Annotated in this window: 23 protein-coding genes; 18 read left to right on the top strand and 5 right to left on the bottom strand. The window is 60.1% G+C overall.

Going from position 1 to position 23,852, the window contains the following annotated elements; genetic code table 11:
* The first annotated feature begins 116 nt into the window (after window positions 1–116).
* The 9 genes from AS156_RS12290 to AS156_RS12250 are packed head-to-tail and all read left to right on the top strand — an operon-like array spanning window position 117 to window position 7,794.
* Window positions 117–1,061: a hypothetical protein gene (locus AS156_RS12290; protein WP_136626166.1), complete on the top strand. Its 945-nt coding sequence runs from the start codon at window positions 117–119 to the stop codon at window positions 1,059–1,061.
* Window positions 1,058–2,173 (top strand): DGQHR domain-containing protein DpdB, encoded by a 1,116-nt coding sequence (dbpB, locus tag AS156_RS12285; RefSeq protein WP_066504000.1) that lies wholly within the window; start codon window positions 1,058–1,060, stop codon window positions 2,171–2,173. Before AS156_RS12290 ends, dbpB (AS156_RS12285) begins: the two co-directional genes overlap by 4 nt.
* Entirely contained in the window at window positions 2,170–3,456 is a 1,287-nt protein-coding gene (gene dpdA, locus AS156_RS12280; RefSeq protein ID WP_066503999.1) for a tRNA-guanine transglycosylase DpdA, read from the top strand. The genes dbpB (AS156_RS12285) and dpdA overlap by 4 nt, the downstream gene beginning before the upstream one ends.
* Complete coding sequence (gene dbpB, locus AS156_RS12275; protein WP_066503997.1) at window positions 3,453–4,490, top strand: DGQHR domain-containing protein DpdB; 1,038 nt, start codon at window positions 3,453–3,455, stop codon at window positions 4,488–4,490. Before dpdA ends, dbpB (AS156_RS12275) begins: the two co-directional genes overlap by 4 nt.
* A 13-nt stretch (window positions 4,491–4,503) precedes the next feature.
* Window positions 4,504–5,139: a 7-carboxy-7-deazaguanine synthase gene (gene queE, locus AS156_RS12270; RefSeq protein ID WP_066503995.1), complete on the top strand. Its 636-nt coding sequence runs from the start codon at window positions 4,504–4,506 to the stop codon at window positions 5,137–5,139.
* Window positions 5,136–5,498, top strand: coding sequence for a 6-carboxytetrahydropterin synthase QueD (gene queD, locus AS156_RS12265; RefSeq protein ID WP_066503994.1), 363 nt, complete (start codon window positions 5,136–5,138; stop codon window positions 5,496–5,498). The genes queE and queD overlap by 4 nt, the downstream gene beginning before the upstream one ends.
* Before the next feature lie 27 nt (window positions 5,499–5,525).
* Window positions 5,526–6,242, top strand: coding sequence for a 7-cyano-7-deazaguanine synthase QueC (queC, locus tag AS156_RS12260; protein ID WP_066503992.1), 717 nt, complete (start codon window positions 5,526–5,528; stop codon window positions 6,240–6,242).
* A 6-nt stretch (window positions 6,243–6,248) separates the two neighbouring features.
* Window positions 6,249–7,028 carry a Pycsar system effector family protein gene (locus tag AS156_RS12255; RefSeq protein ID WP_066503990.1) on the top strand — a complete coding sequence of 260 codons (780 nt, stop codon included), beginning with the start codon at window positions 6,249–6,251 and terminating at the stop codon, window positions 7,026–7,028.
* A gap of 4 nt (window positions 7,029–7,032) precedes the next feature.
* Window positions 7,033–7,794 carry an HAD family hydrolase gene (locus AS156_RS12250; protein WP_066503984.1) on the top strand — a complete coding sequence of 254 codons (762 nt, stop codon included), beginning with the start codon at window positions 7,033–7,035 and terminating at the stop codon, window positions 7,792–7,794.
* A gap of 296 nt (window positions 7,795–8,090) precedes the next feature.
* Here the strand turns inward: AS156_RS12250 and AS156_RS12245 are convergent, their stop codons facing one another.
* Window positions 8,091–9,872, bottom strand: coding sequence for a hypothetical protein (locus AS156_RS12245; protein ID WP_136626164.1), 1,782 nt, complete (start codon window positions 9,870–9,872; stop codon window positions 8,091–8,093).
* An 815-nt stretch (window positions 9,873–10,687) separates the two neighbouring features.
* Here AS156_RS12245 and AS156_RS12240 point away from each other — a divergent pair.
* The 8 genes from AS156_RS12240 to AS156_RS12210 all read left to right on the top strand — a co-directional run bounded on the left by AS156_RS12240 (window position 10,688) and on the right by AS156_RS12210 (window position 19,998).
* Window positions 10,688–11,851, top strand: a complete 1,164-nt coding sequence (locus AS156_RS12240) for a hypothetical protein (protein ID WP_066503979.1) — start codon at window positions 10,688–10,690, stop codon at window positions 11,849–11,851.
* Window positions 11,852–12,397: 546 nt separating this feature from the next.
* On the top strand, window positions 12,398–12,694 hold the full coding sequence (locus AS156_RS41975) for a hypothetical protein (protein ID WP_136626163.1): 297 nt from the start codon (window positions 12,398–12,400) through the stop codon (window positions 12,692–12,694).
* A gap of 154 nt (window positions 12,695–12,848) precedes the next feature.
* Window positions 12,849–13,988, top strand: coding sequence for a patatin-like phospholipase family protein (locus AS156_RS12235; protein WP_245312742.1), 1,140 nt, complete (start codon window positions 12,849–12,851; stop codon window positions 13,986–13,988).
* Window positions 13,989–14,035: 47 nt separating this feature from the next.
* Window positions 14,036–15,016 carry a nucleotidyltransferase domain-containing protein gene (locus tag AS156_RS12230; RefSeq protein ID WP_136626162.1) on the top strand — a complete coding sequence of 327 codons (981 nt, stop codon included), beginning with the start codon at window positions 14,036–14,038 and terminating at the stop codon, window positions 15,014–15,016.
* 15 nt (window positions 15,017–15,031) lie between these two features.
* A complete protein-coding gene (locus tag AS156_RS12225; RefSeq protein ID WP_066503975.1) occupies window positions 15,032–16,759 on the top strand; it encodes a ThiF family adenylyltransferase in 1,728 nt (575 codons plus the stop codon).
* A gap of 38 nt (window positions 16,760–16,797) precedes the next feature.
* A complete protein-coding gene (locus AS156_RS42820; protein WP_160331084.1) occupies window positions 16,798–17,256 on the top strand; it encodes a Mov34/MPN/PAD-1 family protein in 459 nt (152 codons plus the stop codon).
* 876 nt (window positions 17,257–18,132) lie between these two features.
* Window positions 18,133–18,330: a hypothetical protein gene (locus AS156_RS41970; protein ID WP_136626161.1), complete on the top strand. Its 198-nt coding sequence runs from the start codon at window positions 18,133–18,135 to the stop codon at window positions 18,328–18,330.
* 66 nt (window positions 18,331–18,396) lie between these two features.
* Window positions 18,397–19,998 carry a hypothetical protein gene (locus AS156_RS12210; protein ID WP_066503968.1) on the top strand — a complete coding sequence of 534 codons (1,602 nt, stop codon included), beginning with the start codon at window positions 18,397–18,399 and terminating at the stop codon, window positions 19,996–19,998.
* Here the strand turns inward: AS156_RS12210 and AS156_RS12205 are convergent.
* The 3 genes from AS156_RS12205 to AS156_RS41965 are packed head-to-tail and all read right to left on the bottom strand — an operon-like array spanning window position 19,995 to window position 22,176.
* Window positions 19,995–21,365, bottom strand: a complete 1,371-nt coding sequence (locus tag AS156_RS12205; RefSeq protein WP_201456031.1) for a ThiF family adenylyltransferase — start codon at window positions 21,363–21,365, stop codon at window positions 19,995–19,997. The two genes, AS156_RS12210 and AS156_RS12205, sit on opposite strands and share 4 nt — an antisense overlap.
* 44 nt (window positions 21,366–21,409) lie before the next feature.
* Window positions 21,410–21,802 (bottom strand): hypothetical protein, encoded by a 393-nt coding sequence (locus AS156_RS12200; RefSeq protein ID WP_201456030.1) that lies wholly within the window; start codon window positions 21,800–21,802, stop codon window positions 21,410–21,412.
* Window positions 21,799–22,176 carry a multiubiquitin domain-containing protein gene (locus AS156_RS41965; RefSeq protein WP_136626160.1) on the bottom strand — a complete coding sequence of 126 codons (378 nt, stop codon included), beginning with the start codon at window positions 22,174–22,176 and terminating at the stop codon, window positions 21,799–21,801. The genes AS156_RS12200 and AS156_RS41965 overlap by 4 nt, the downstream gene beginning before the upstream one ends.
* A 77-nt stretch (window positions 22,177–22,253) precedes the next feature.
* Here AS156_RS41965 and AS156_RS12190 point away from each other — a divergent pair, with 77 nt between their 5' ends.
* Entirely contained in the window at window positions 22,254–22,625 is a 372-nt protein-coding gene (locus AS156_RS12190) for a helix-turn-helix domain-containing protein (RefSeq protein WP_066503965.1), read from the top strand.
* A 7-nt stretch (window positions 22,626–22,632) separates the two neighbouring features.
* Here AS156_RS12190 and AS156_RS12185 read toward each other — a convergent pair whose 3' ends face one another.
* Complete coding sequence (locus AS156_RS12185; RefSeq protein WP_066503963.1) at window positions 22,633–23,496, bottom strand: DUF4238 domain-containing protein; 864 nt, start codon at window positions 23,494–23,496, stop codon at window positions 22,633–22,635.
* Window positions 23,497–23,852 lie beyond the last annotated feature (356 nt).

Below are 23,852 nucleotides of genomic sequence, written 5' to 3'. Positions count from 1 at the left end.
CAGCGCGCGTTGCTTGTCGGATTAGCTAAGGGAGCGTCGGGGAATTCGCCAACTCCATCCTTGCTTTTTGGCTTTCCCCGTCCTTGCAGTAAAGAGTGGCTACGGTCGCAGAAAGAATGGCAGTTTCTCGTACGAAAACGATCAACCGCCTCCGAAAACCGACGCTCGTCGTGACGACCTGTTCGGCAGGAAAGCGATGCACGCGCGCGCTTTCCGTCAGATCGTTGCCGCGCGGGACGCTCGAGCAGACCGCAGATGCCTGGATCGGACGGCTGAAGAGGGAGACCCAACTCCAGCCGGCGGCCGATCTCTACAAGGGGCGGGCGTTCCAGATGGCCCGCAAGGCCTCGGAGCACGTTTCGGGAAGATTTGCCGTTCTTTCCGCGGGACTGGGTTACGTGAAGAGCGAAACCCCGATTCCGGGCTACGATCTGACAATCCGGCCGGTCGGGCCGGCCTCCGTCCTCCGCAAGATCAAGGGCGAAGTGTGCGCCGCGCGATGGTGGGCCCACGTCTCGAAGGGACCCTTCTCCTCAACTCTGGCGAAAGACGCGAGGGGCTCGTCGCAAGTTCTGGTGTGCCTTTCGCGCGCCTACGCCGCGATGATCGAGAAGGAGTTGATAGGCGTTTCCCGAATGGAGGGTGTTCAGCTCAGGTTGTTCGGGCTGTCCATCAGCAATCATCTGTGCGACGCCCTCAAGCCATACGTGATGCCGTACGACGAACGGTTGGACAGGCTGGGGCGCCCAGGAACGCGGGTCGATTTTCCCCAGCGCGCGCTTCTCGATTTCGTGACGAACATTTCGCCGCGGTCCGACGGGACGCTCGAGACCGACAGGAAGGCCGTCGCCGCGCGCCTCGCCCCTTTCGCCTTTCGCCGACCGCGGGTCCAGAAGAGGGTTTCCGACGACGAGATCAGAAGGATGGTCACCCGCCTGATGCCGAAGGTCGGACCCACGTCGAACATGGTCCTCAGACATCTAAGAAATGTCGAAGGGGTGTCCTGCGAACAGGGTCGGTTCTCCCGGATCTACAACGACGTGCGGCGAGGGCTCTCATGAAGGCTATACCCTGCGTGAACGTGCACGCCATCAGGACCCGCCAAGGCGGCACCGAAGTCTTCGCGTTCTTCGTTCCCGGATCGCGGATACTCGAAATGGCCGAGATCGCCCGGATCAAGCAATCCACGGATAGTCAGATCGAGGGGTTCCAGCGGCCCGAGATCCGCGCTCATGTCAAGGCGATAGCCGAATATCTGGCCGGCGGCGACGTTCTGTTTCCGAATGCCGTGATTCTCGCGATCGCCGGCGCCAAATTCAACCAGAAGAGGGGCACGAAGAACGAGACCGTCGATGATGCCGGCGACGCTGGCGTGCTCTCGATTCCGGTGAGACCGGGAAGGAAGTCTGCCTGGATCGTGGACGGACAACAGCGCGCGCTGGCACTCGCCGAATCTGGCGGGTCAAATCTTCCGGTGCCGGTCATCGCGTTCGTCTCAAGTGACATAGCGGTTCACCGCGAGCAATTCATTCTCGTGAACAAGGCGCGTCCCCTCGACAAGCGCCTCATCGACGAACTGTTGCCGACGGTGGGGGCCGTCCTTCCGCGCGATCTCTCCGCGCGCCGGGTTCCGAGTATACTGTGCGCCGCACTTGCCGATACGCCGAACTCTCCCTTCTATCAACTCGTCAAGAGACCATCCCATTCGTCCCCTTTGGCCGTCGTTACCGATTCGACCCTGACCAATCTCATGCGCCGCAGCTTGCAGGATCCACGCGGCGCGCTTGCCGCGCACGTCGACACCGACGGGACCGCTGACACCGACGCGATGTATCGGCTCCTCGTCTCCTTCTGGTCGGCGGTTCGGGACGCGTTCCCCGGCGCTTGGGGTCTTCCGCCAGACCGGAGCAGGCTCATGCATGCCGCCGGCATCACTGCGATGGGCGTCCTCATGGATCAGATCATGACGCGTTACGGCAATTTGAGCGGCGACCCTTCGGCGGTGAGGTCGGTGCTCACCCGCCTCGCTCCTTATTGCCGCTGGACCGAAGGAAGATGGGAGGCGCTGAACCGTGATTGGAACGACCTCCAATCGACACCCAAGGACCAACGTCTGCTCTCCAACTACTTGATTCAACTCGAGCGAGACGTCTCCAGGGCTTCCGCGGCATGAAGTTCTTGTATTCCGATAGCCTCGATTTCGTTGACCCGGAGTTCGACTTCGTCGCGGACCGCGCGGCGAAGCGGCGGCGCGCGCATGCCGACGACGATTTCCCGCACGAGCACCTGGACACCCCACCCTACGACGGTCTCTTGGTCTCCCGCGCGATCGTCGGGGACGCTACCGTGACCGGCAAGTATTCGGAGGCGCAGGCGATGCGCTTCCGCAGGGAAGGAGCGCGCGAATTTCTCCGCTACCCGCTTTCCAAATATCCCGGCAGCATGGTGATGGGGGACAACGGCGCCTTCACGTATCGTGACCGGAAGGATCCGCCCTATAAAATCCATGACACCCTCGAATTCTACGAGGATGGCGGCTTCACGCACGGCTGCTCGATCGACCATCTGGTTTTCGATTTCCTTGAGGACGGGATGAGGCCTTCAGCCGAGGCGAAGCGGCGCGTGGACATCACGATCGAGAACGCGCGCCGATTTCTGCCGGCATCAAAGGCTTTGGGCAGGAAGTTCACTCCGGTCGGCGTCATTCAGGGCTGGTCTGCGCGCAGCATGGCCGACTGTGCGACCGCGCTCGCCAAGATGGGTTACGGCTACCTCGCCGTCGGCGGCATGGTACCGTTGCGCATCGAGCAGATCGAGAAGGCGTTGGCGACGATCCGCGAATCTCTGCCAAGACGCATCAAGCTGCATCTTCTCGGCTTCGGCAAGACCGAGCACCTCTCAGCCGTGAGGAAATACGGCGTTGCAAGCTTCGACACCACGTCGCCGTTGCTGCGCGCCTTCAAGGACGGCAAGCGCAATTACTATGCCTTGGGGAAGAGCGGCGAACTCGCCTATTACACAGCGGTCCGGATCCCCCAGGCGATCGACAACGACAAGCTGCTGAGAAATGCCCGCAGGGGTCGTCTCGACCAAGAAAATCTGCTCCGGCTGGAGACGCGCGCGCTGGAAGGCGTTCGCAAGTTCGCCTCCCGAAGGATGAAGGTCGAATCCGCGGTGGACGCGGTCATCGAGTACGGCCGATACGCCCTCTGGGACGAGCGCGCCAGCGATGCACGCAACGAGGCGAGGCTCGCCGAATTGCGAACGGCCTATCTGAAAACGCTGGGCGATCGGCCCTGGGAGCGCTGTCGCTGCCGCGTCTGTCGCGACGCCGGCGTAGAAGCACTGATCTTTCGTTCGTCCAATCGCAACAAGAGACGCGGCATCCACAACCTGCACGTCTTCTACGCGCACCTGACGGCGGACGGCAAACAAGTCCGGAAAAGAGAACGATGACTAAAGTACGTTTCGAGCCGACGATTTCACCGCGCCAGGGCAAGGGCCCTCGGGTCATCTGCTTCTCCGCAACCCCGCAGGAGATAACGAAGATCGCTCGCATCGAGCGGATCGGCCGCGATGCGAAAGGTCGTCTGAACGGATTTCAGCGGCCGCAGATCGCGTCCCATATCAGGGAGATAAGCGATTATTTGGGGCAGGACGACGCGATGCTGCCCAACGCGATCGTGCTCGCATTCGCCAAGGGAGCCTCGGCCACACGCGACGGCGGCTTTGTGGTCGACACTTCCGGCGGACCTCCGGGGTGGGTGGTCGACGGCCAGCAGCGCCTGTGCGCCGCGCTGAGCCTGCCGGAGCGGAAATTCGAATTTCTCGTCTCTTCGTTCCTCTGCGACGACATGGCTGAACTCAATCGTCAATTCATTCTGGTCAACAATACGCGGCCGATCGCCAAGCCTCTTATCTACGAACTGCTGCCGGGGCTGGACGGACTGCCGCACCGCTTGTCCGATCGCGCCGGCGCCGCATTGTTGACGGAACGCCTCAACTACGATCCGGATTCGTCGCTGCGCGGCCAGATCAACCAACAGACCCATCCTGAGGGGATCATCAAAGATACCCTTCTGCAGCGGCTTTTGATGAATTCGCTGCAGCAGGGCGCGCTTCGCGGCTTCGAAAGCAACGGAGATCTGATGTCCGAGGGCGTCGAACTCGTCAGCAATTTCTTTGGCGCGGTGCAACACACCTTCGCTAAGGATTGGAAGGATCATACGCCGAAGACGTCACGTCTTGTGCACGGCGTCGGTCTGATTTCCCTGGGCTACGCGATGGACGAACTCGCCATCAGGAACAAGGCGAAGTCGCAACGGCAATTCGAGAACGGCCTGAAGTGTCTGGTCGGCAAGACCCATTGGTCCAGCGGCGAGTGGAATTTCGGCACTGAAAAGCGTTTGTGGCACGCCCTTCAGAACACGAAGGCCGACTATCGGCTGGTGTCGCATTTTCTCGTGCGCCTCATCCGGCGCGCCAATTGAGGGCGGTGGGGATATGGGCTCCTACGCGGTCAAGGAGATTTTTCTGACGCTGCAGGGCGAGGGAATACAGGCCGGGCGCCCCGCGGTATTCTGTCGCTTCGCCGGCTGCAATCTCTGGTCGGGACGCGAACAGGATCGGCACGAGGCGGTCTGTCGTTTCTGCGATACGGATTTCGTCGGGACCGACGGCACGAAGGGAGGCCGGTATCGCGACGCACAAAGCCTCGCCGAGGCGATCGTCTCCGAATGGACCGCCGGCGAAGCTCATCGTCTCTGCGTCCTCACCGGGGGAGAGCCCCTGCTGCAGGTTGACGACGAACTCGTGCGGGCGCTGCACGGCTTCGGCTTCCGTATCGCGATCGAGACGAATGGAACGCTGCCGGCTCCTGCCGGCATCGATTGGATCTGTGTCAGCCCCAAATCGAATGCGAGACTTACGATCACCCGAGGACACGAACTCAAACTCGTGTACCCGCAGACGCTAGCCCCGCCTGAACGGTTCGAGAGCATGGGCTTCGATAATTTTCTGCTTCAACCGATGGACGGCCCTGACGTGGTCGACCACACGCGGCAAGCTGTCGCGTACTGCCTGAACAATCCGAAGTGGCGTCTCAGCATTCAAACCCACAAGCATCTTGGCATTCGATGAAGATATCCCAGGCATTCAAGTTCGAAGCCGCGCACCGGCTTCCCAGCGTTCCACAGACACACCGTTGCCATCGGATGCACGGTCATTCCTATCGCATCGAGGTCGTATTGGACGGGCCGGTCGATCCGCATACCGGCTTCGTGGTGGATTTTTTCGACATGGAGGCGGCGTTCGGCCCCCTTCTCAAGGCGCTTGACCACCACTGCCTGAACGACGTTCCGGGACTGGAGAATCCCACCGCGGAAAACATCGCGATCTGGATCTGGGACAGGATCAAGCCGCAACTGGCGCAACTCTTCAGCGTGAGGGTCTACGAGACCACCGATTGCTGGGCGGAATACGACGGACCCCGTCGCTGAATTCGGCATTCATTCCTGGAGATCGCGATGACGCAATCCGCAATCGTTCTCTTCTCGGGCGGCCAAGACTCGACGACGTGCCTCGCGTGGGCGCTGTCGCGCTACGATCATGTGGAGACGATCGGATTCGGATACGGTCAGCGTCACGCGATCGAGATGGATTGTCGCGGCGCGGTGAGATCCGGCATTGCCGGCATCGACCCACGTTGGGAAGCGAGGCTCGGGCGTGATCACGTCATCGACCTGGCCGTTCTCGGACAGGTGAGTACCAGCGCCCTGACCGCAGATCTGCCACTTTCGAAACGGCCGGACGGTCTTCCCTCCACTTTCGTTCCCGGCCGCAATCTGGTGTTCCTGACCTTCGCGGCGATCGTCGCCCATCAGCGCGGCCTCAAACACGTCGTCACAGGCGTCTGCGAGACTGATTTCTCGGGCTACCCCGATTGCAGGGACGATACCGTGAAGGCGCTTCAGGTTGCTATCAATCTCGGCATGGAGGCACGTCTTGTACTGCAGACGCCGCTGATGTGGATCGACAAAGCCGCGACATGGAGGCTTGCCGAGAAGTTAGGAGGGCGCTCATTCGTCGAATTGATCCTCGACAAGACTCATACCTGCTACCTGGGCGACCGGAGCGTCCGTCACGATTGGGGCTTCGGCTGCGGCAAATGCGATGCCTGCGGGTTGCGGCGCGAAGGATGGCGGCGATATATGGGGGAAGCAGTTGATCTGCAAAGCGGGTGATTCGGTATGTTTGGCATCAGCAAGCCTCCCAGCGATACGGGCTTCGCGGAACTGTCGGCCAAGCTCGACGGGTGGTCAATTCCGACGGACGCGCTCGATCGCGTTCACGACGGTGCAAAGGCCAGTCTCGCGGAAGTGAAGGCACTGACCGAATACGAGGACGGTAAAGCCTCGCGTCTGCTGACGATCGTGGCGTTCTTGAGCGCCGTGGTCGCCGCCGTCTTCACCAGGTTCGCGGCAGACTATCCTTGGCCCGGTTTCGGCGCGTTCGGCACCGATCCGTTTTCGGCGCTGACCATAGCGACATACGCTGCTTTCTTCGCCTACGTCCTGCTGGTGACGGGCTCCGTATTGATCATCCTCTGGGCGGTCAAGCCGCGATTTAGAATACCCAAGACCTGGAAAGCCGGATCTAAGCCCGACCGACCAACGTCCATGCTCTTCTATAAAGGCATCCTGGACGTGACTGCTCCGACCTGGGGCGAAGCTTTCATCGCTCTCGGCACCAAAGAAGGAGCAGATCTTAAGGCATACTACGCCAAGTGTTACATCGCGGAATCCTATCTCGTCGCCGAAAAAGTGGCGGACAAGCTTCGTCTCCTGAAGCCAGGTGTGGGCGTTCTGCAGGCCGCAATGTGGGTCTTGTTGGGGTTCTTCCTTCTGGCTGGCGCGAACGTGATCATGGTCAAATCCTCGAGCTCCGCCGCGCCCAAGGCGACGCCCTCAACCGCACCAGCCGTAAACCCACCGGCGCCCGTTCCGGCCCCGGGCAAGAAAGGGGGATGACCCGTTGAAGGCGCATCTCTTCACGGACGCCGACAATACACTCTGGGACACGGACCGGGTATTCGCGGCCGCGCAATTGGACATGCTGCGGCAGATCGAGCGGCTCACCGGCCGTAACGCACCGCAGGACGAGGATCAAGGATTGGCGTTTTTGCGGGACTTGGACCAGAAGATCGCGGCGACGCATCCGGATCATCTGCGCTATCCGGCGGCGTTGCTCGCGCAAGGACTCTCGATGGTGCTTCAGGGGCGCGACGTAGAAGAAACGGTCGCACTAATCTCCGGACCGGAGGTCCGGCCGGACAACATCTTCGAGTCGGCTCAATCCCGCTTCCTGGAAGCCATCCAGAGCCTTCCGATGCTGCGGACGGGCGTTCGCGAAGGACTCATCGCCATTTCGAAAGCCGGAGTACCGGTCACGATCGTGACCGAAGAGAAGACCGAAAGGTGCCGCAGGTTCATTTCCGGACACAGCCTCGAACACCTGATTGGCGATGTCGTCTCGGTGCGCAAGACTTCGCAAGTGTATCTCGACCTCAAGCGGGACGTCGGCTCGGCTCGGTGTTTCATGGTAGGTGACCAGGTCGACCGGGACATCCTGGCTGCGGCGGCGGCCGGCTTCTCGACATTCTACTTCCCGGGCGGCTTTGCGCCGTACTGGAACGCGGACCTCGACATGGGTGAAGCAAAGAGGATCGACCGGTACGATGCGATAGTTCCGGATATCCTTGCAGAGACGCGTCGGCCATTCCCGCCTCTGAAATAGGCCTGACGCCGCGAATAAATCGGTCTCATCAAGCCGAAAGTCCCACACAGTGTTTCAGATATGCCTATCCGCCATGGCAGGCGATATCAGACCGAACGCGTCGCTTCTTGCTGACGATCGTAATGTCGCCACCGTCTCGGCTGATCGGTAAAAACTCGCCATTCCTCGTGGTCTGCCGCCGAAAGACAGGTAATCGCGTACTCTTCTTACAGATGCGCACGTCGCGTTGGATGGCGAGGGCCACCGGCAGTGTGGGTCGAAGTCACGCCGCCAGGGGACGGACGTCTTGCTGGAGTTCATCGTCTCGCGCCCTCGCATTCCTGTCGAGTTGAGATGAACGTCGCAACGACCACGCCCCCGAGTGTCACGATGCAAACTCCGACCTCCGCCCTGTAACCATGCTCTTGGGCCAGTCTCACGATCGCGCCCAACTGCGTGGCCCTGGATTCCATGTCCGAAAGGTTCGCTCCGACATCCAGCAGCGACCGCGCCGCCAAATCGTCGGTCTTCGCTTGCACCGAAAGAATATCGATGATCTTCGAAGTTTCGATCCTCGACCTTTGGATTAGATCGGAGCCGATCCTGCTCCTTCCACCGCTATCGGAAAGGCCGGACGCCTTCGACTTGGCCTCCGCGATCATCTCATCCTCTCGCGGGGAAATCACCGGATCGCGGCTTCCCCCGCGTAGACTTTGGATACGGTCGAAGAGCATCGATCCGTATCCCCGGATCCCACTCAAGGCATTTTTCAAAGACGCACCCAATTTCGTGTCGAGCAAAGCCGATGCTCTTCTTCGGAGCTCAGATTTCGCGTCCGCCGACGACACCGCTCCCTTGAGGTAGTTGTCGACGAATTCGACCGCGGCCGCTCTTATACCGTCAGCCAGCAAATCGTCGCTCATCGCCGTCAATATTTCTTTGATCACGTTCCCGGAGACGGTTTCCTTCACTAGCTCGGATATTGCCGGTTCGATGACCTCGGGGACCTTCGCAACGTCGAGCGCAGTCGAGAGCATCTCTCGGAACGCACGCTGCTGAGACTGGCTGCTGCCTGGTCGTTTGAGGTCGTCCCCGGGAGGGCTCCCTTCCCGCGCTGCTCCTCCCCGAGGTCCATCCAGGGCGGATCCGAGTTCGGCCAGTTTGGACGTACTTGCCGTAGGCGGCGCGTTCAGCGCGTCGGACCGACCGCGTCCGTCGAACTTGGCTGCATTCGCAGCCGTTCTGCTCGCGATGCGCTCGTTCAGCCGCTCGTCGGAATTGAGGACCCTGGCCTTGAGTTCAGTGTCCCAAACACCCGAGCCGGCGGGCGGGGGCGTCGGTCGTGGTCCCGGAGGCGCGCCTGCGGGTCGCGGACCACCCCAATCCCCCGGGGGCGACGCAGTCCGGAAAAGGTGGTCATCCTGCAGGGTCGCCCTATCCAGCATGACCTTCGCGAAGTGGATGGACGCGCGGGCAACGGCTCGTTTGTACGAATTGTCTATAGCATCGTGCGCGGACCGAAGCTCGACCCGCAGGGCGTTCAAACCGCTAGGCGCAGAGCCGTAGAAGGAGAACAGCAGGACCGCGATGAAGAAAGCACCGACGACGTCTATACCCTTCGATGCCATCTTCGAAAGTCGAGCCACCCTCGACGAGAGAAGCGGGAAGAAGATCAGGTTGAAACCAAGAACGAGTATGATGGCAAGGCGCGCCTTCAGGGCGAAGGACTTCACGCGCTCGATTATGTGTCCAGCCTCGAGGCTATCGTACCAAGCAGTCACGGTGCTCAGTCGCGGTGAGAACTGCGTCAAGAAAAGATAGAAGCCGATCTGCAGCAATAGGAAACATGCCGAAACGGCGCCGGTCACCATGCAGTAGGTGATAAGTTTCGATCCGACCTCGGCGAGGACAGCGTTGCCGCTGTGCCTTCGGCAGACTGCCCGGATCGCAAACACGGAGATAGCCGAGACGATCAACACCCCCAACGGCAATAATCCGACGAAAGAAAAACCCGCGATAAACGCAAGCCAGGCGGGGATCAGGATCACCGGAAGAACGAACAGCTGCGAGAATTCACGCAGACGAGTTGAAATGCTCAAATTCTTGCCCTCCACTCGACTGGTGGCAGACCTATCAAATTTCCACTTATGCTAGTGAGCCAACGGGACCGCCTCCTATCTGAGCGAATTCCAACCAACAAGCTCAGCAGGCAGCATTGCGCAGTTCTGTCCGGACCGGGTCTCGAAGATAGCTAGGGACATTCTCCACGGAGCCGGAAAATTTCGACACGGGATATTTATAGCGATGAGACGCTTCGATGAGCGTGTGCGCGGACAAGTAAAAGAGCTCTTGAACGCAACAAGTTATTTACAACGCTCGACGATACCAGCAATCCTCAAGATATACCTTTAAGTTGTAGCACTCCAAAGGAGATTTTTGGAGGGGCGTTGCGGATCTGATATCGCCGCGGTTCAAATTTATTCCGTACGGACCGAACGCTGGCGGACGATGAGGAAATGTACGTATTGGACAATACTTCTACTTGAACTTGTACCATGGTTTTATAACTTGAGGCGGGGCGTAGCACAATCTTGATGTCAGCGAAGCTGTCTCGTCAGTTTAGCGCATCGGGGTGTTCGTGTTGTTGTTTCGACGACGAGAGGGGTGGGTCCGCAGATTTTTTGCGGGACCAGAATATGTCGGGGGTCTTTCGCGCAAATTGTTGAGCAGGCGATCCGTCGCACTTGGCACGGTTTGCTCAATCCGGTTTTGAATGTTGGGATCGGCTCCGCCGACAAGCGGATCGGCCCGCCCCCCGCCTGCCGCCCAAATCGAGGCCACAAGCGCGAGTACGATTCGTGCGCGCGCTTGATAGTTTCGCCAATGTTGTTGCAAATTGTTGCAGGAATCGATCATGCGCTGCACGTTTATATTGCTGGGCTCAATTGCCGCACTGGCCATTTACTCTACAGCCGCGGCTGCTCAGGTCGACCCAAATCTACAAGTCCGCATCGAGAATTTGACGCCTCCCAAGGATCGGAAGCCGGACCTTCCGCAGACCGAAGTCGTGACAAAAACAAGGGTTCAGACCTACACGACAACCGAGACTGTTGCCGTACCTCCTGCCGAGCGACGCCGTCGCCTCCAAAAGGTCCTGGCCGAGAAGCAGCTGATGCTGCCTGCGGACGCCGAGGCGGTCCAAAGAGCGTACGAAACGTACGGTATCAAGGACCACGAAACCCGCAAAGTTCAGAAGAAGAAGGTGATCACCGAACACGTCGTAACGACCAAGCCGCGAGAAACCACCGTCACAGCATCTGTTTCGAGCCAGTCAGTGTTCGACAACAACGCGAGCAAAACCCCCATCCACGTGGGCGACACAGTTTTTGGCACCACGGGCCTGCTTACCGTCAATATTCCCGTCGGCCTTGCCGATAGCTTCATCCTGCAGAGCGGCGTGAGCGACCAGCGTTATGCACGCCTGTTCAGAAAGAACGTCGACATCCTGGTGAACAACGCCACTTACAACCAGGTTCTCAATCTCGTTGTGCCGGGCAAGACAAGCGGCACGACGACTTCCGACGTAATGAGCTATTCGGTTGCCTCCAGCACGGTCTACGGATCCGGATTTAGTCCTTACCAGGTGGAGCTTTTCACGCCTTCAGTCGCTTGGGCTCGCAATAATCAGGATCTAGGCGGGACGATCTGCGGTCCGAAAGGCCAGGAAACTTTTTGCGTCGCGGGCACTTTCGTCGCAGAGGGCGAATTCACGTTCTCGGATATCGCCAGCCAGCAAAATTTCTCCTCCAGGCTGTCTGGCAGTGTGACCTGGCAGACGCCAGTAACCGGCCTGACGACGTCAGCTGGCGGCTACGTTCAAGGGCGGCATTTCACAGATTTTCCCGGCGGCCGCGACGATCTTATCTTGCAAGCGTCTGCTCGAGCAGACTGGACACCAAATAGCTACGTCCAGCTCAGCGGCGTCCTGCAGGTCACACAACAGTTTTCCACTGTGAAGGCTCTGGAATGGAACGGTTTTGCTGCGTATCCGTACCTGAGGCTAAAGGTTACGTTTTGAGAGGCTGCGAGGGTTTACGCCCTGCCTGCCGGGCTTCGCGCTGCTGTAAGATCGTTCCGCGGACGGATCGTTGCTGCCATCAAGATCCCCGCCTTATTGGTGCGGCAACTGCACCTCCGTCGCCAGTTCACGCCGGCGAAAGGGGGCCGAATCTCCCTTGCCGAAGCGACAGGGAAATAGACTTTGCGCGCGTGCCGCCCGCCCGGACGGATGCGGTCTCGTGGATGTTCTCGTTCGAAGATCGAGCAGATCCCGCAGGGGTAGAGCGCCAACCAGTAACTCCAGTCCCGGCCTTCGACCTCGACGAGGTAGGCGGCGAATTCCTCCGTAGGCTTCCGCCGGCGCGTCGCGTACGATTCGGCTCGCTCGATCGCATCGTCACCCACCCCGGGAGTACCATCGAGCCTCTCATGATTTCGGCTAGGTTCTTTCCGCGGTGCGGGGACTGGCTAGCCCAATCTCCGGATGGTTTTGGCATGAAGACTCCGACGCGCTCGCCGAGAAAGGCGAGCTCCACCACGATATCCGCCAGGACGAAGCCGCGCGGTGCCCCGTCTGAAGACGGCAGCACGACTTGCCTTTTCGATCTGTCGCGAGCGAGCACAATCCGTTGCTCGAGCGGCAGGAGAGATCCTGGACTTCGTTCGCCGGGAAGAGCTTACCGATCGCGACCTCGTGGCCTACATCGATTGGCATCTGAAGAAGGTGCTTCCGCCAATTGCGAATCATAACCTGCTAACTGAGTGGGCCGAGTCATTGGGGAATTGCGATGCAATCGGGAAAATAAACCTCTTTGCCACTTGCGACGGCAAGCGCGAAGCACCAGCTCTTGGTCTTGTTTAACTCTAATATTGCGGATTTCGCCGGAGTCATTCCTACAGCTGTGCGTTCTGAAGTATTCGATCCGGCGGCACGTGCCGCAAATTGCGGACGACCTTCGTCGCCAGACGTGTGACGCACGAAGCGTGAATCGCTTGTGCAATGCCTGGAAGTTAGTTTGATTACAGACGACGAAGTTGCGGGTCACCCGTCCGACGTTAAACCCTACCGGGTGCTCAGCCTGGATGGCGGCGGCATGCGTGGCATCTACACTGCAGCCTTCCTCGACCGACTCGTCACCCAGTTCGCGCGGACGCGCGGTGTGGAAAGCCTCGATCTCGGCAAAGGCTTCGATCTGATCACCGGCACCAGCACAGGGGCCATCGTCGGCTGCGCGCTGGCCGTCGGGCGCCCGATGGGCGAGATCGTCAAGATGTATCGCGACCACGGCCGCCAGATCTTTCCGCACCGGATCAAGGGCACCGCGAGCGCGATCTGGCGCATGTTTGTCGGCGGACACTACGTCCGCAAGGGCGACCATGTGCTGCGCAAGGCCCTGAGCGATGTGCTGGAAGACACGACCATACTGGATGTGTTCCAGAAGCGCAGCATTTCGCTCTCGATCCCGGCCATCCTGATGAGTAGCCATCGCTCCTGGGTCTTCAAGAAGACGCCCAAGAGCGGAGTACGCGACGATCACTACAAGCTGGTCGACATCTGCATGGCGTCGAGTGCGGCCCCAATCTTTCGGTCGTTGGCCGCGATCGACGACCCCAATAATGATCACGGGGTCGAACAAGTGTTTGCCGATGGAGGCCTTTGGGCGAACAATCCCATCATGGTCGGGCTGACCGATGCTCTCGCGTGCGCCCCTGCAGGCGCAGCCATCCAAATTTTTTCGCTAGGCACCTGCTCCCGGCCCGAAGGCGAACTCATTCCTGCACGCAAGGTGCACCGCTCCATCCTCGGCTGGAAGATGGGCGCGGACGCCGCCGCCCTCAGCATCACGGCCCAGGAATTCGCGTTCGACAACATGGCCCGCTTCATCGGCAACAAGCTGACCGAGTTGGGGCGGCCGGTTACCAGACTACGCTTCCCGAACAAGGACGTGCCCGCCGAAATGATGAAATACCTCGCGCTTGACGACGCCCGGCCCGAAGCAGTGAAGCGGCTGATCCAGCAGGCGAGCAACGATGCGGATATCGCCAAGAGCGCTTGCGACGATCCGAACAATGCGGACGGACGGATGGTAAAGGCGTTGATGATGAGCCTGCCAGAGATGCCGAAGACCGGTGTGAAGATGGAGACGACCACGTGAAGGACTGTAACGAACAGATGAGGGGCTTCGAGCGCTCTGAGGTGCGCATGTCCGAGGATGACCGGGCCGACATCTACGGCAAAGCGAAGATCAACCGCGATCGTCTGAAGAATGGCCTGGCGCGCAACGGGAGCCCGAAGTCGATCGGATCCAGGACCCAAGGCAGTTACGCGATGCGGACGATGATCCAGCACGATCGCGGGGACTACGATGTCGACGACGGCGTCTATTTCAGCAGGGACAGCCTCAAGAACGATAAGGAAGAAGACAAGTCTCCCGAAGACGCCCGCAAGATGGTCAGCGACGCCCTGCAGGACAAGCGCTTCGCGGATCAACCCGAAGCCCGGAACAACTGCGTACGGGTCTACTACAAGAAGGAAGGTTATCACGTCGACGTACCCGTCTATCGTGAGATCCGCACCAAGAGCCCGTTCACCGGCGAGGAGACGAAGTCCTACGAGATCGCCGCCGGCGACAAGTGGCGCTCATCCGATCCCCTCGCGAATACGAAGTGGTTCAAAGACGAGAACAAGAACAAGTCGTCGGACTCGACCTCCAACGGCAACGACGGGCAATTCATCCGGATTGTCCGACTGGCCAAAGGATTTGCCCGCAGCCGCTACGGCTGGTCGGACAAGATCGCGAGCGGGTTCGCCATCTCGAAGCTCGTCGCCGACAATTTCGCCCAGTCTCAGGAACGAGACGATTCTGTACTCCGGCAGACGCTGAGGTCCATCAGCCTCGTGCTTGCCCTTAACTCGGCCGTCCGGCATCCCGTGCTGAACGAGAACATCGCTGAAAGCGGCGACGAGACGACGAAATTCCTGAAGGAGAAGATCGACGAGAACCTCAAGCATCTCGACGTGCTCGACAAGCTCGACTGCTCGCACGAGGACGCGATGAAGGCTTGGGACAAGTTTTTCAACACCGATTGGTTCTCCAAACAGCCCGATCCCTCGAAGAAATCGCAGGCCGAGAAGGCCAGTGGCCCGGCGGTGATCAAGCAGGGCGAAAGCCGCTACGCCTGAGGAGCGCTGCCACGCGTGAGCCTGCCGCTTGAAGCCGCCCCGGCGGTCCCGTCTGATCCGCCGAAGCTCGACGATTGGTTCGCCGGGCTCGGTGACGACTTCGCGGGCCGCATGGCCGCAGGCGCGCTGCGTGCCGGCATGTCCGACGGCTGGCGCGTGCGATGGCGGGGACGCGAACTCGAGTTGCAGGTCGACGCCGACTTTCCTTTCAGCGCCCCGCGCATTTATCTTGTCGGGTACGCGCGCGCGCAAGCGCAGCCACACGTCGAGAGGGACGGCAAACTCTGCCTCGGCAGCAAGCCGGTGCCCGGCGATGGCATTGCTACCGTCAAGGCGGCGCTAGCCGCAGCCTTCCGCCTCCTGGCCGAAAACGAGACCAAACAGCACGACGACGACTTCCGCGAAGATTTCGGCCTTTATTGGTTGAACTGGTCAAGCGACACGGACCTTCTTGCCGAAGTTCTTCCGGGGCCCGAAGGCACCACGCAATGCAGGCTCGTCCGCGCCGTGCAGACGAAGAACCGGGCATTCGTGCTTCCGAGCAAGGCCGACGCGGCGAGATTCTGGACAAACCGGACCGGCGCCGCCCCCAAATGGCTGAAAACGACAGCTCTCATCCCGATCGATCCTCTTCCGGCTCCCCATCGTTATCCCGACACTGCGGCGGAGCTCTGGACGCTGGTGGAGGCCCGCACTCGGGGCGGCACCGATCTTCTGGCGCGCCTCGTGGACAACGATCCGAAGGAGTTTTTCGTCGTGCTGGCGGGACGGGCTCCGTCGGGCCGAGAACACTACGCAGCCTTGCGGATCCGACGACCGCTCGACCGAGCGGGTCTGCCGCTGAAGAGGCGTATTCTCCGCCAGGGGCTCGAACGCGCGGAAAATCCTATGAGAACGCTGTTCGGGCGTTTCAGGATCGAGCGCTTGGCGACCGATCGGCTTGATGCGTCGTCCTCGCGGCTGCCCGAAGGGCTGCAACGCCAGATGGCGGCGGCCAAAGTTCTCGTCGTCGGCTGCGGCGCGCTGGGATCCGGCGTGGCCCGCATGCTGGCGCAGGCCGGCGTCGACCATTTGCGCCTCGTCGACCCCGACAGCCTCGGCTGGGAGAACATTCGTCGGCACGAACTTGGCGCAGACCATGTCGGGCACGGCAAGGCCAGGTCCCTTGCGAACGCCATCCGCGCAGCCCTGCCGCTGATAGGCTTCGTGGAAGGCTACCAGACCACGTTCGCTACCTTCGCGCGCGAGCATTCCGAAGCCCTCAATGATACGGATCTGATTGTCAGCTGCACCGGGGACTGGACCGCGGATGCTTCGGTCGAACTTGCTCTAACGCGGCTTGGTCGTAAGGGTTTAGCCGTCTACGGCTGGATGGAGCGCCACGCGCTCGCCTCGCATGCTCTTCTGCTGGGCAGCGCCGGCGCGAAATTGGCCGACGGCTTCGACGAGCATGGTAATCCCCGCTTGCCCGTGGTCGCGGGTGGGAAGCCGCCGCCGCCCGAATGCGGTGGGGCGTCGACGACGTTCGGCGCGGTCGAACTCGCGCACGCCCAGGCTCTCGTCGTCAGGCTCGCGATCGATGCGTTGCGCGGACTCGAAACCGCGCCGGCCTGGCATTCCTGGATTGCGGATGTCGTCGCGTTCGAGGAGGCGGAAGCCTCAGTCGCCTCCGGCTGGGCAGTGTCGCGCGGCCAGCCCGGCAACATGGGCGGTCTGTTTGTCGGCGATTGGTCATTTACGTGAGTGGGCCGGTTCTGACGTTCGAGGTCGGGCGGCTCTCGGTGCGCATCAGACCCGATGCGCTTGCGACGTTCGACGCACACCGGCAGAGGCGCTTCTATCAACGCGAGGCGGGCGGACAGCTTTTCGCTCGAGTGAGAGGCGACCACTGGGATATCGTCGCGGCGACTCGCCCGCGATCGCAGGATCGTAGAGGTCGCTTCTCGTTCCGGCCCCACCGCGCGTCGGAACAGGAGGAGATCTTCCAACATCACGTCTTGGGACTTGATTATGTCGGCGACTGGCATACGCATCCCGAAAATGAGCCGACGCCGTCTCCCCAGGATTTCTGGAGCATCACGGAGGTGGTCCGCCGATCGACCCATCACCTCCCGGGATTTCTCCTCATCATCATCGGACGCCAACCCTTTCCGGATGGCCTATGGGCATCCTTCCACTCCGTCGGCGGCACGCAACTCGATGCAAAGAAAAAGTGCCTTTCATCGTTCACCGAAGGATAGCCTGGGTTTCGACCGCGGACGTCACCCTGCAGCGCGTCGCGAAAATCGACGCAAAATGAGGGGCGGCCACCGACGGCATGACATCATCACTTCGGTGGAGCGCCGCCCTCTCCCGGGCTCGGAAAGCGCAAGTGAAACACCCTCTTGATGAAACCGGTAAAGCGGGTCTTAATTTCGAGCCCTTGAGACCATTTCGCGATCCGGCCGAAAAGCATCTGAAGGTCCGCCGGGACGACACCCTTCCTGCCAGCCTTTCCGGTTATCGAGCGACGGCTCGAGATACACGGGCTTGACCAATCCGTCTCCTCGCGTCTCCGGTCGGCCCCTTCCGATGCATGGCCAGCGCCAGGCAGATCAAGGCCGCGCGTAAAAGCCTGGAATTGCCGCAGCGTACGACTCTCGAGCGATTGACGTGGCATCGAACAGGCCAGTGGATCGAAGAACAGGTCCTGGCGCGGCCTGTCGTTTGCCCCCCTTATCATCGTCCGACGAGCCCGCATTCCCGAAGAGACCGCGCCGATGACCAAAGCAACTCCAGGTCCTGATGGAAGGCCTCCCGGTCCGGCGCGATTGATCGCGGTTTCATGCTTGGGATGCGTACACGGCGCATCCTCCAAAGATTCGTTCGCTTTGCTCTTCAAAAGTCGGTGAAGCCAGCGCCAGGAGGCAATAAACAGCAAGTAAAACCAATAACTTACGCCACGTCAGCAGGTCAAACCATGTAAAACGGGTTGATCAATTTTCTGATCGGATCCGTGAGAGGGCCGGATCGACGATTGACGCGATGTCGCCCCACGACTTAATGTTCACCGATTCGTATGCAGATCCGGGGCTATTCCCTTCCTCGGCGCCCTGAACGTCCCGCCAAACAACATTGTGACCGCCAGCGACGTGATAGATAAACCAACCAACGCGCCGACCAGCATTCCCCCGACCCGTCAACGCGTTGAGTTGTCCGCTGAATCGATCGGCTTCACGCTGAAAAGCGACGACGAGACGATTCGCGACATTGAGAAGATTCAGGAGTCCGCGATCAAGGCGGCTCAGGAAATCAAGAAGTTCGCGCTAAAGTAACCAGCGATTCCTTCGATTCCCCGAAAGGAAGACCAATGCTTTGCGTCTTAACGAGATTGATTGCCTATGAACCTCGACTACGCGGTAGGAAAGCTGAATACGTCTGAAGACTGGGGAGGCCTCGCTGAGGAACTCGGCGGCAAAGATCAGCGTCCGGTTCACAGTATCATCAGACATCTTATAACGGTCGGCGCCAAGTCCTATCTCATTGAAACGCGCTACATCGATCGCGACTACTCCGCCGACTACCGCCGTTTCTACGCCCAGACTTTTCGCACATACGAGCGTCACTGCAAGCGAATCCATTTTTTCAAGGAGGACGTCGCAGCCATTCTCGCGCTCCCGATCTGGAGCGATCGCGTTGCGGGGCTCCAAAGGACATCCAAACGCAGCTACATCGGTTTCTGTGTTGTGCGACCACTCCCGAGTGCTCCGATCGGTCGCACCGCGCTCCTTCAGGCTGGTCCGGCAGGCCGCAATCTCGAATCCATCGTTACTTGCCGTGCCGACATCCGCGCCAATCTTCTTGGAGCGGAACTGGATGTGTCGGCGGCGTGTTTCATGCAGCAGGACTCTCGCGTGGGTGCGTGCGCTCAGGTCGCCATCTGGATGGGCGCCCGGCATATGCATCAACGTCATAAGTACAATTGGCTCTCGGTCGCCGATATCACCCGTATGGCCGCACCAACTACGGCGTACCAGGCAACATCACTTCCTGCTGGCTCCGAGTTTCTCACGCCGGACCACATGATCCGCGCCATCCACGAGATGGGTTTCCAGCCGCTTTACATAGAGGGCACGGGCAAGGAACCGGGCAAAGAGATTGCCGCCGAGATTATTCCCTATGTCGAATCTGGCTTGCCCGTTATCCTTGGCCTCGCCCATGGAGAAGGACTCGGCCATGCCGTGACCGTCATCGGCCGGGTCTTTGCCGCCAGGCGGACTCCTTCAAATCAACTCGCAGAGTATGTGCCAGCCTTTATAGTGCACGACGACCAGGCTGGCCCTTACATGCTGCTGCCGCGAACGCGCGATGCCGCCGTAACTCACAAGTTTGATGAACACCAACTCATCAGGCATTCGTTCACGACCACCACTCCGGTTGACTTGAATGTCGAAGAACACGGCGTTTTTGCGGTTGTCCTCATGCCAATTCGAGTCTTTGCGACCGCGCGCGCGGCGGAGCGAACGGCGGTGGGACGCCTGAACGCGGCTATCAAGAACATTGCCTCCATCCGGGCGAAGCTCGCCGAGCAGGGAGCGCCAGTAAACGATCGCCTCCTCGACGAGCTGATCGATGCGCACAAGAAGGACAAGATCGTCCTGCGCACATACCTGACTTCGGCATCAGGCTACCGAAAGCATATTACCTCCGGCACTGCCTGCGACGACCTTAAGGATGAGCTTGCGCGCCTTCACCTGCCTCACTTCACGTGGATCACCGAGATTTCGACCGTAGGATCCTACAATCAGGCTTCGCCGGGCATGCGGCGCATGTACGGGCACACGATCCTCGATGCGACTTCGACGGGCCGCGACAATGCCGGCCTGCTTGCACTTCACCTCCCGGGCGTCTTGATCAGCCGCGATGTAAACAGTGGCGACGAAGTCGCCATCAACATCACGGATGACGCACTTTATCACTGCAGGGAGAAGAAGGGACCCTAGCAGCCAGGCCGCGTCGGCAACAAGAAGTTATCGCCGCACCCCAGTCGGCTTCCCTCGATGCCTGAGCATTCAAGGCACTGCGCATCTTTTCGCGGCACGTCATAGCTTGCCGTTCCTTTGCGCGCGTTCCATCGAAACCAGCCCGCCTCTGCAGTGTCGTGTTTCAAGCCGGTCATATGGAAGAGGAAATCGTCCGCGGCGTGCGCACAAGCCACGGCGTTCATCGTCACGACGCTTGGGGCGACCACGCCAGCATCGTTGACGTAGGCGTAGCCCTTCTTGATCGCATCGGGTACCGCTTCATCCTGAAGGCGAGAGGCATTGATGAGCCCGTTGCACCACAGGCACCCGTGTCCCGGCCGTACGGTCCGCGAGACGCAGAAGACATCTCCGACCTGCCCCGCTCCATCGAGCGGCACCTTGGCGCCGACCTGAACGCCGGGAATCCCGTACTGGTTGACGATCGCGTTGAATAACAGTCGCGCGCTCATCGTGTCGGCCGCGAGAAACAGATAATCGCAATCCTTAAACCGCTCTGCCACATCAGCATCAACGAAATCGCGCGGCAACGCCATGACCTTCGCCCGCCGGTTCGCATGCTTGATGTTCCGCGCTGCCATATCGACCTTGAATTTGCGGAACCGCCCATGGAGATACTTTGGCAACCAGCTTCTGGCAACATCGGTGTATTTTGCGCCGATCAAACGCGGCAGGTTTGAAAACTCAACCTTGTCGGGGTCGGCAAGCACGAAGTCGCCCACGCCAAGACGCCCCAGCAGTTCGGCCAGTATTGATCCCGCTCCGCCGAGCCCGACAATGCCCACGCGGCATCCGGCAAGAATCGCCTGACCGGCATCGCCGAACAGACGGCTCTGTCGATCGTAAGCTGCATCAGATATTGCCCCGCGTGCCGGCGGCTGCGGAAAGAGAAACTGTCTGCGAGTGCCAACGACATGCGCTTCGCCCAGGACCGAGCGCTTGCCGCCTGCGAACCAGAGATCGCCAGCCACAGCCTGTCGCGCAAAGACGAGGGCGCCGACCGGCATACCACGAGATATGTCGAGCAGCGCGGGGTATCCGCGTTCGTGCGACGCGAAATCGTCCGGTGAGAAGGCGACCGACGTCGAGCCTCCGTGATTATGGATAGCGAGATAGGCCAAACTGGCGTCGCGTGCCCGCAAGATGCGGCTCTGAATGAACTGCGCTTTCAGCATCCGATAGCCGTACTTGCCGGGGACGTAGTCTTGCCCATCGATGGCCAGGTGAAGCTCCCGCGCAACGAGCCGCAATCCGCGATCGGATTCGCAGATACCGGCCAGAATGATTGCGCCGTGTTCATCACCGTCCCCGGGAAAGAGATGCCGCATAAGAGCTGCGTGCATCTCCTCGGGAATTGTGAGCCGCCACGGCCTTACGGGTGCGTTCGGAGCCATTGCATAACTTTCAGAAGCTTGAGGGCGGCCGTATCAGTGGCTGGATTGAGTTTGTTCGACCGGCGCGAAAGCTGTGTCGCGTTCCTGCCGCGCCAATTGGCGTTGCCGATACCATCGCCGAGGGACCTGCCGTCCGTGCGGGCAAGCTCGGCGCAGGTAAAGTGCGGGTACACGTCCGCGTAAGGATATTGAAAGGTGATCTGAAACCCGACCCAGATCTTCTGTTGCGCATATGGCGGGCCAAGCGCCAGATCCCTGACGGTGACATACGCGCCGCCTCCGCCATCCGGCTCGGTTTCCACGATGCATTCCGTGAAGGTCGAGCGGATGTCGGCAATGGCCTTCTCGATCTGGGGCTGGATCCGGGTCATGAGTTGTCGTCATTGGGGATGGCGAGAAAACGGTCCCCGTCGTGAAGTTTGACATCATCGTCGTCGCCGATCAGCTCGGTCTTGCCGCCACCGCGTTCGATGCTGAGGACAAAATCCAGCTCGATCGCTACGCCCTGGGCGATGGCGGTCTGCTTGATCGACATTCCCGTCTGGCGCTCTTCGTCGAAGACAACCCGCTTCTCGTTGACGAGGACCGTTACCTTCTCCCCATGGCCGCCATGGCCTTCGCCTCCTCCGTGACCGGGATTTCCGCCATTCCCGCCATGGCCAGGGTTGCCACCGCCACCTTGCCCGCCGGGCGCGCCACCAGGGCCTTCCGGACCTGGGCCGGGGTTATCCTTCTCATTTGACATGCAAATCTCCTTGCAATCTTGAAATTGACTTGCTAACTTGAAATTTGATATTGCACTTCAGACGAGGAATTGCAAGAGTGAAATCAAAAAAATCTGCGTCCACCCAGTTTGACGTGGAGGCCCTCCAAGCCGCCCTGGACAGCGAGCGCATCACCCGCGACCTGAACTGGAAGGATGTATCCGCTCAATCCGGCGTCAGCGCCTCGACCCTGACCCGGCTGACCCAGGGCAAGCGTCCCGACGTCGACAGCCTTACCGCCCTCACCCACTGGCTGGGCCTGTCGGCCGATCGTTTTATGCGGCTGCCGCAAAGAGGCTTCGGCAGCGCGAGTCCGCTTGCGCAGATTTCGTCGATTTTGCGGGATGACCCCAATCTCAATAAGGATGCGGCGACGGCGCTCGACGAGATGATCAAATCAACCTACGCGCGGCTGCGCTCCCAGCGCTAGTCAAACGCTATCGGTTAAATCCGATGTTTGGGAAAAGCGGCGTCTTCTCCATACGTTGCGACATGTGTTTGGCAATGAAATCGCCCTGAGACCGGTCGTGCGCCCACACGAAACGGCGGGCACGCCCGACCAGAAATCTGTTGGAGTTGTGTACGATGTCGCAGGGCGACAGTGCACGCAGGCGCTGCAGGCGGTCGAGCGTATTGGCGGCAACGAACAGCCTGGTCGGACTGATAGGCAAGCAGGCCGAGCCGTCGGCATTGGTCCGATTTGCGAAGCTAACCGCGCGGTCCGATAGAAGGAAGCGGTATGGAGATCGGCCGACGTCGATCACACCCCAGGTCATGTTGTTCAGATGTTTGCCCAAAATCTCGTTGTCGAATACCCTGATGATCATATTGACGCCGATCTTGGTCGCCGTAAGCGGATCCCGTGTCGCGAGATACTCGTCTAGCGTCGCAGGATCCTCCGCCCTCTTGATGGCCTCGTACCGGGCTTGATATTCTTCGCTGCTGCCCTCCCACACCGATTTGGCAGCAGCGCGCAACTCCGGCATCGCATCGGGATGACGCAGATGAATTGCAATCACGAAGCGTGACCAGGCACTCGTCAATTCAGAGGTCCACCGGACCGGCGCCGCAGAGAGGTGGTTGCGCAATGCTTCCGCGGCCACGCGATCCGCATAATCGAAGAAGACAGCCTCAAGGAAGCAAGTGGCGTCCGGTGGGAGATCAGGAAACGAGTATAAGTGCGGCTCAAAGCCTGTCGCTCGTGGACCGACCGGCTTCGCGATGAGCCTGCCATGCTTGATCGTGTACTCGACCAGCTTGCCGGAGCTATCGGCCCACTGCACCAGAAAGAACGCGGGAATGAAGTGATGGTCATTGGCGCATCGACCAGAAGTCCCCGCGGGAGGGTTCTCCCGAGCTTGCTTAGCTTTCTGTCCTTTTGCTCAGCCATACTAAGTAAATTAGCATTTTTTCAAACTAACCGTATGGTTTCAAATCTCACCGAATTGCGTAGCTGGACTACGCAAAATCAAAGGAACTCAAACCAACAACCCCGCTCGGTCAGCGCCGTCGACAGGGACGAAATGAGATCAATCTTTGACGAGGCGCGCGGCCAGTTTTGAAAGACACCTCGATGAGGTCGCCACTAACCAGATCAATCCCCGAGTTCGACTACCAGCCAGCGAAGGCACCCACCAGTGACAGGTCCACTTTGCCC

It is taken from the genome of Bradyrhizobium macuxiense, from assembly GCF_001542415.1.
Taxonomy (GTDB): domain Bacteria; phylum Pseudomonadota; class Alphaproteobacteria; order Rhizobiales; family Xanthobacteraceae; genus Bradyrhizobium; species Bradyrhizobium macuxiense.
The sequence above is the reverse complement of the archived record's forward strand: the minus strand, read 5'-3'. Positions and strand labels throughout refer to the sequence as shown.

Excerpts from the sequence above, each read along its gene's own strand:
- AS156_RS12290 (WP_136626166.1), top strand. The coding sequence starts at position 117 with ATGGCAGTTTCTCGTACGAAAACGATCAACCGCCTCCGAAAACCGACG.
- dbpB (WP_066504000.1), top strand. The coding sequence starts at position 1,058 with ATGAAGGCTATACCCTGCGTGAACGTGCACGCCATCAGGACCCGCCAA.
- dpdA (WP_066503999.1), top strand. The coding sequence starts at position 2,170 with ATGAAGTTCTTGTATTCCGATAGCCTCGATTTCGTTGACCCGGAGTTC.
- dbpB (WP_066503997.1), top strand. The coding sequence starts at position 3,453 with ATGACTAAAGTACGTTTCGAGCCGACGATTTCACCGCGCCAGGGCAAG.
- queE (WP_066503995.1), top strand. The coding sequence starts at position 4,504 with ATGGGCTCCTACGCGGTCAAGGAGATTTTTCTGACGCTGCAGGGCGAG.
- queD (WP_066503994.1), top strand. The coding sequence starts at position 5,136 with ATGAAGATATCCCAGGCATTCAAGTTCGAAGCCGCGCACCGGCTTCCC.
- queC (WP_066503992.1), top strand. The coding sequence starts at position 5,526 with ATGACGCAATCCGCAATCGTTCTCTTCTCGGGCGGCCAAGACTCGACG.
- AS156_RS12255 (WP_066503990.1), top strand. The coding sequence starts at position 6,249 with ATGTTTGGCATCAGCAAGCCTCCCAGCGATACGGGCTTCGCGGAACTG.
- AS156_RS12240 (WP_066503979.1), top strand. The coding sequence starts at position 10,688 with ATGCGCTGCACGTTTATATTGCTGGGCTCAATTGCCGCACTGGCCATT.
- AS156_RS12230 (WP_136626162.1), top strand. The coding sequence starts at position 14,036 with ATGTCCGAGGATGACCGGGCCGACATCTACGGCAAAGCGAAGATCAAC.
- AS156_RS12210 (WP_066503968.1), top strand. The coding sequence starts at position 18,397 with ATGAACCTCGACTACGCGGTAGGAAAGCTGAATACGTCTGAAGACTGG.
- AS156_RS12205 (WP_201456031.1), bottom strand. The coding sequence starts at position 21,365 with ATGCGGCATCTCTTTCCCGGGGACGGTGATGAACACGGCGCAATCATT.
- AS156_RS12200 (WP_201456030.1), bottom strand. The coding sequence starts at position 21,802 with ATGACCCGGATCCAGCCCCAGATCGAGAAGGCCATTGCCGACATCCGC.
- AS156_RS41965 (WP_136626160.1), bottom strand. The coding sequence starts at position 22,176 with ATGTCAAATGAGAAGGATAACCCCGGCCCAGGTCCGGAAGGCCCTGGT.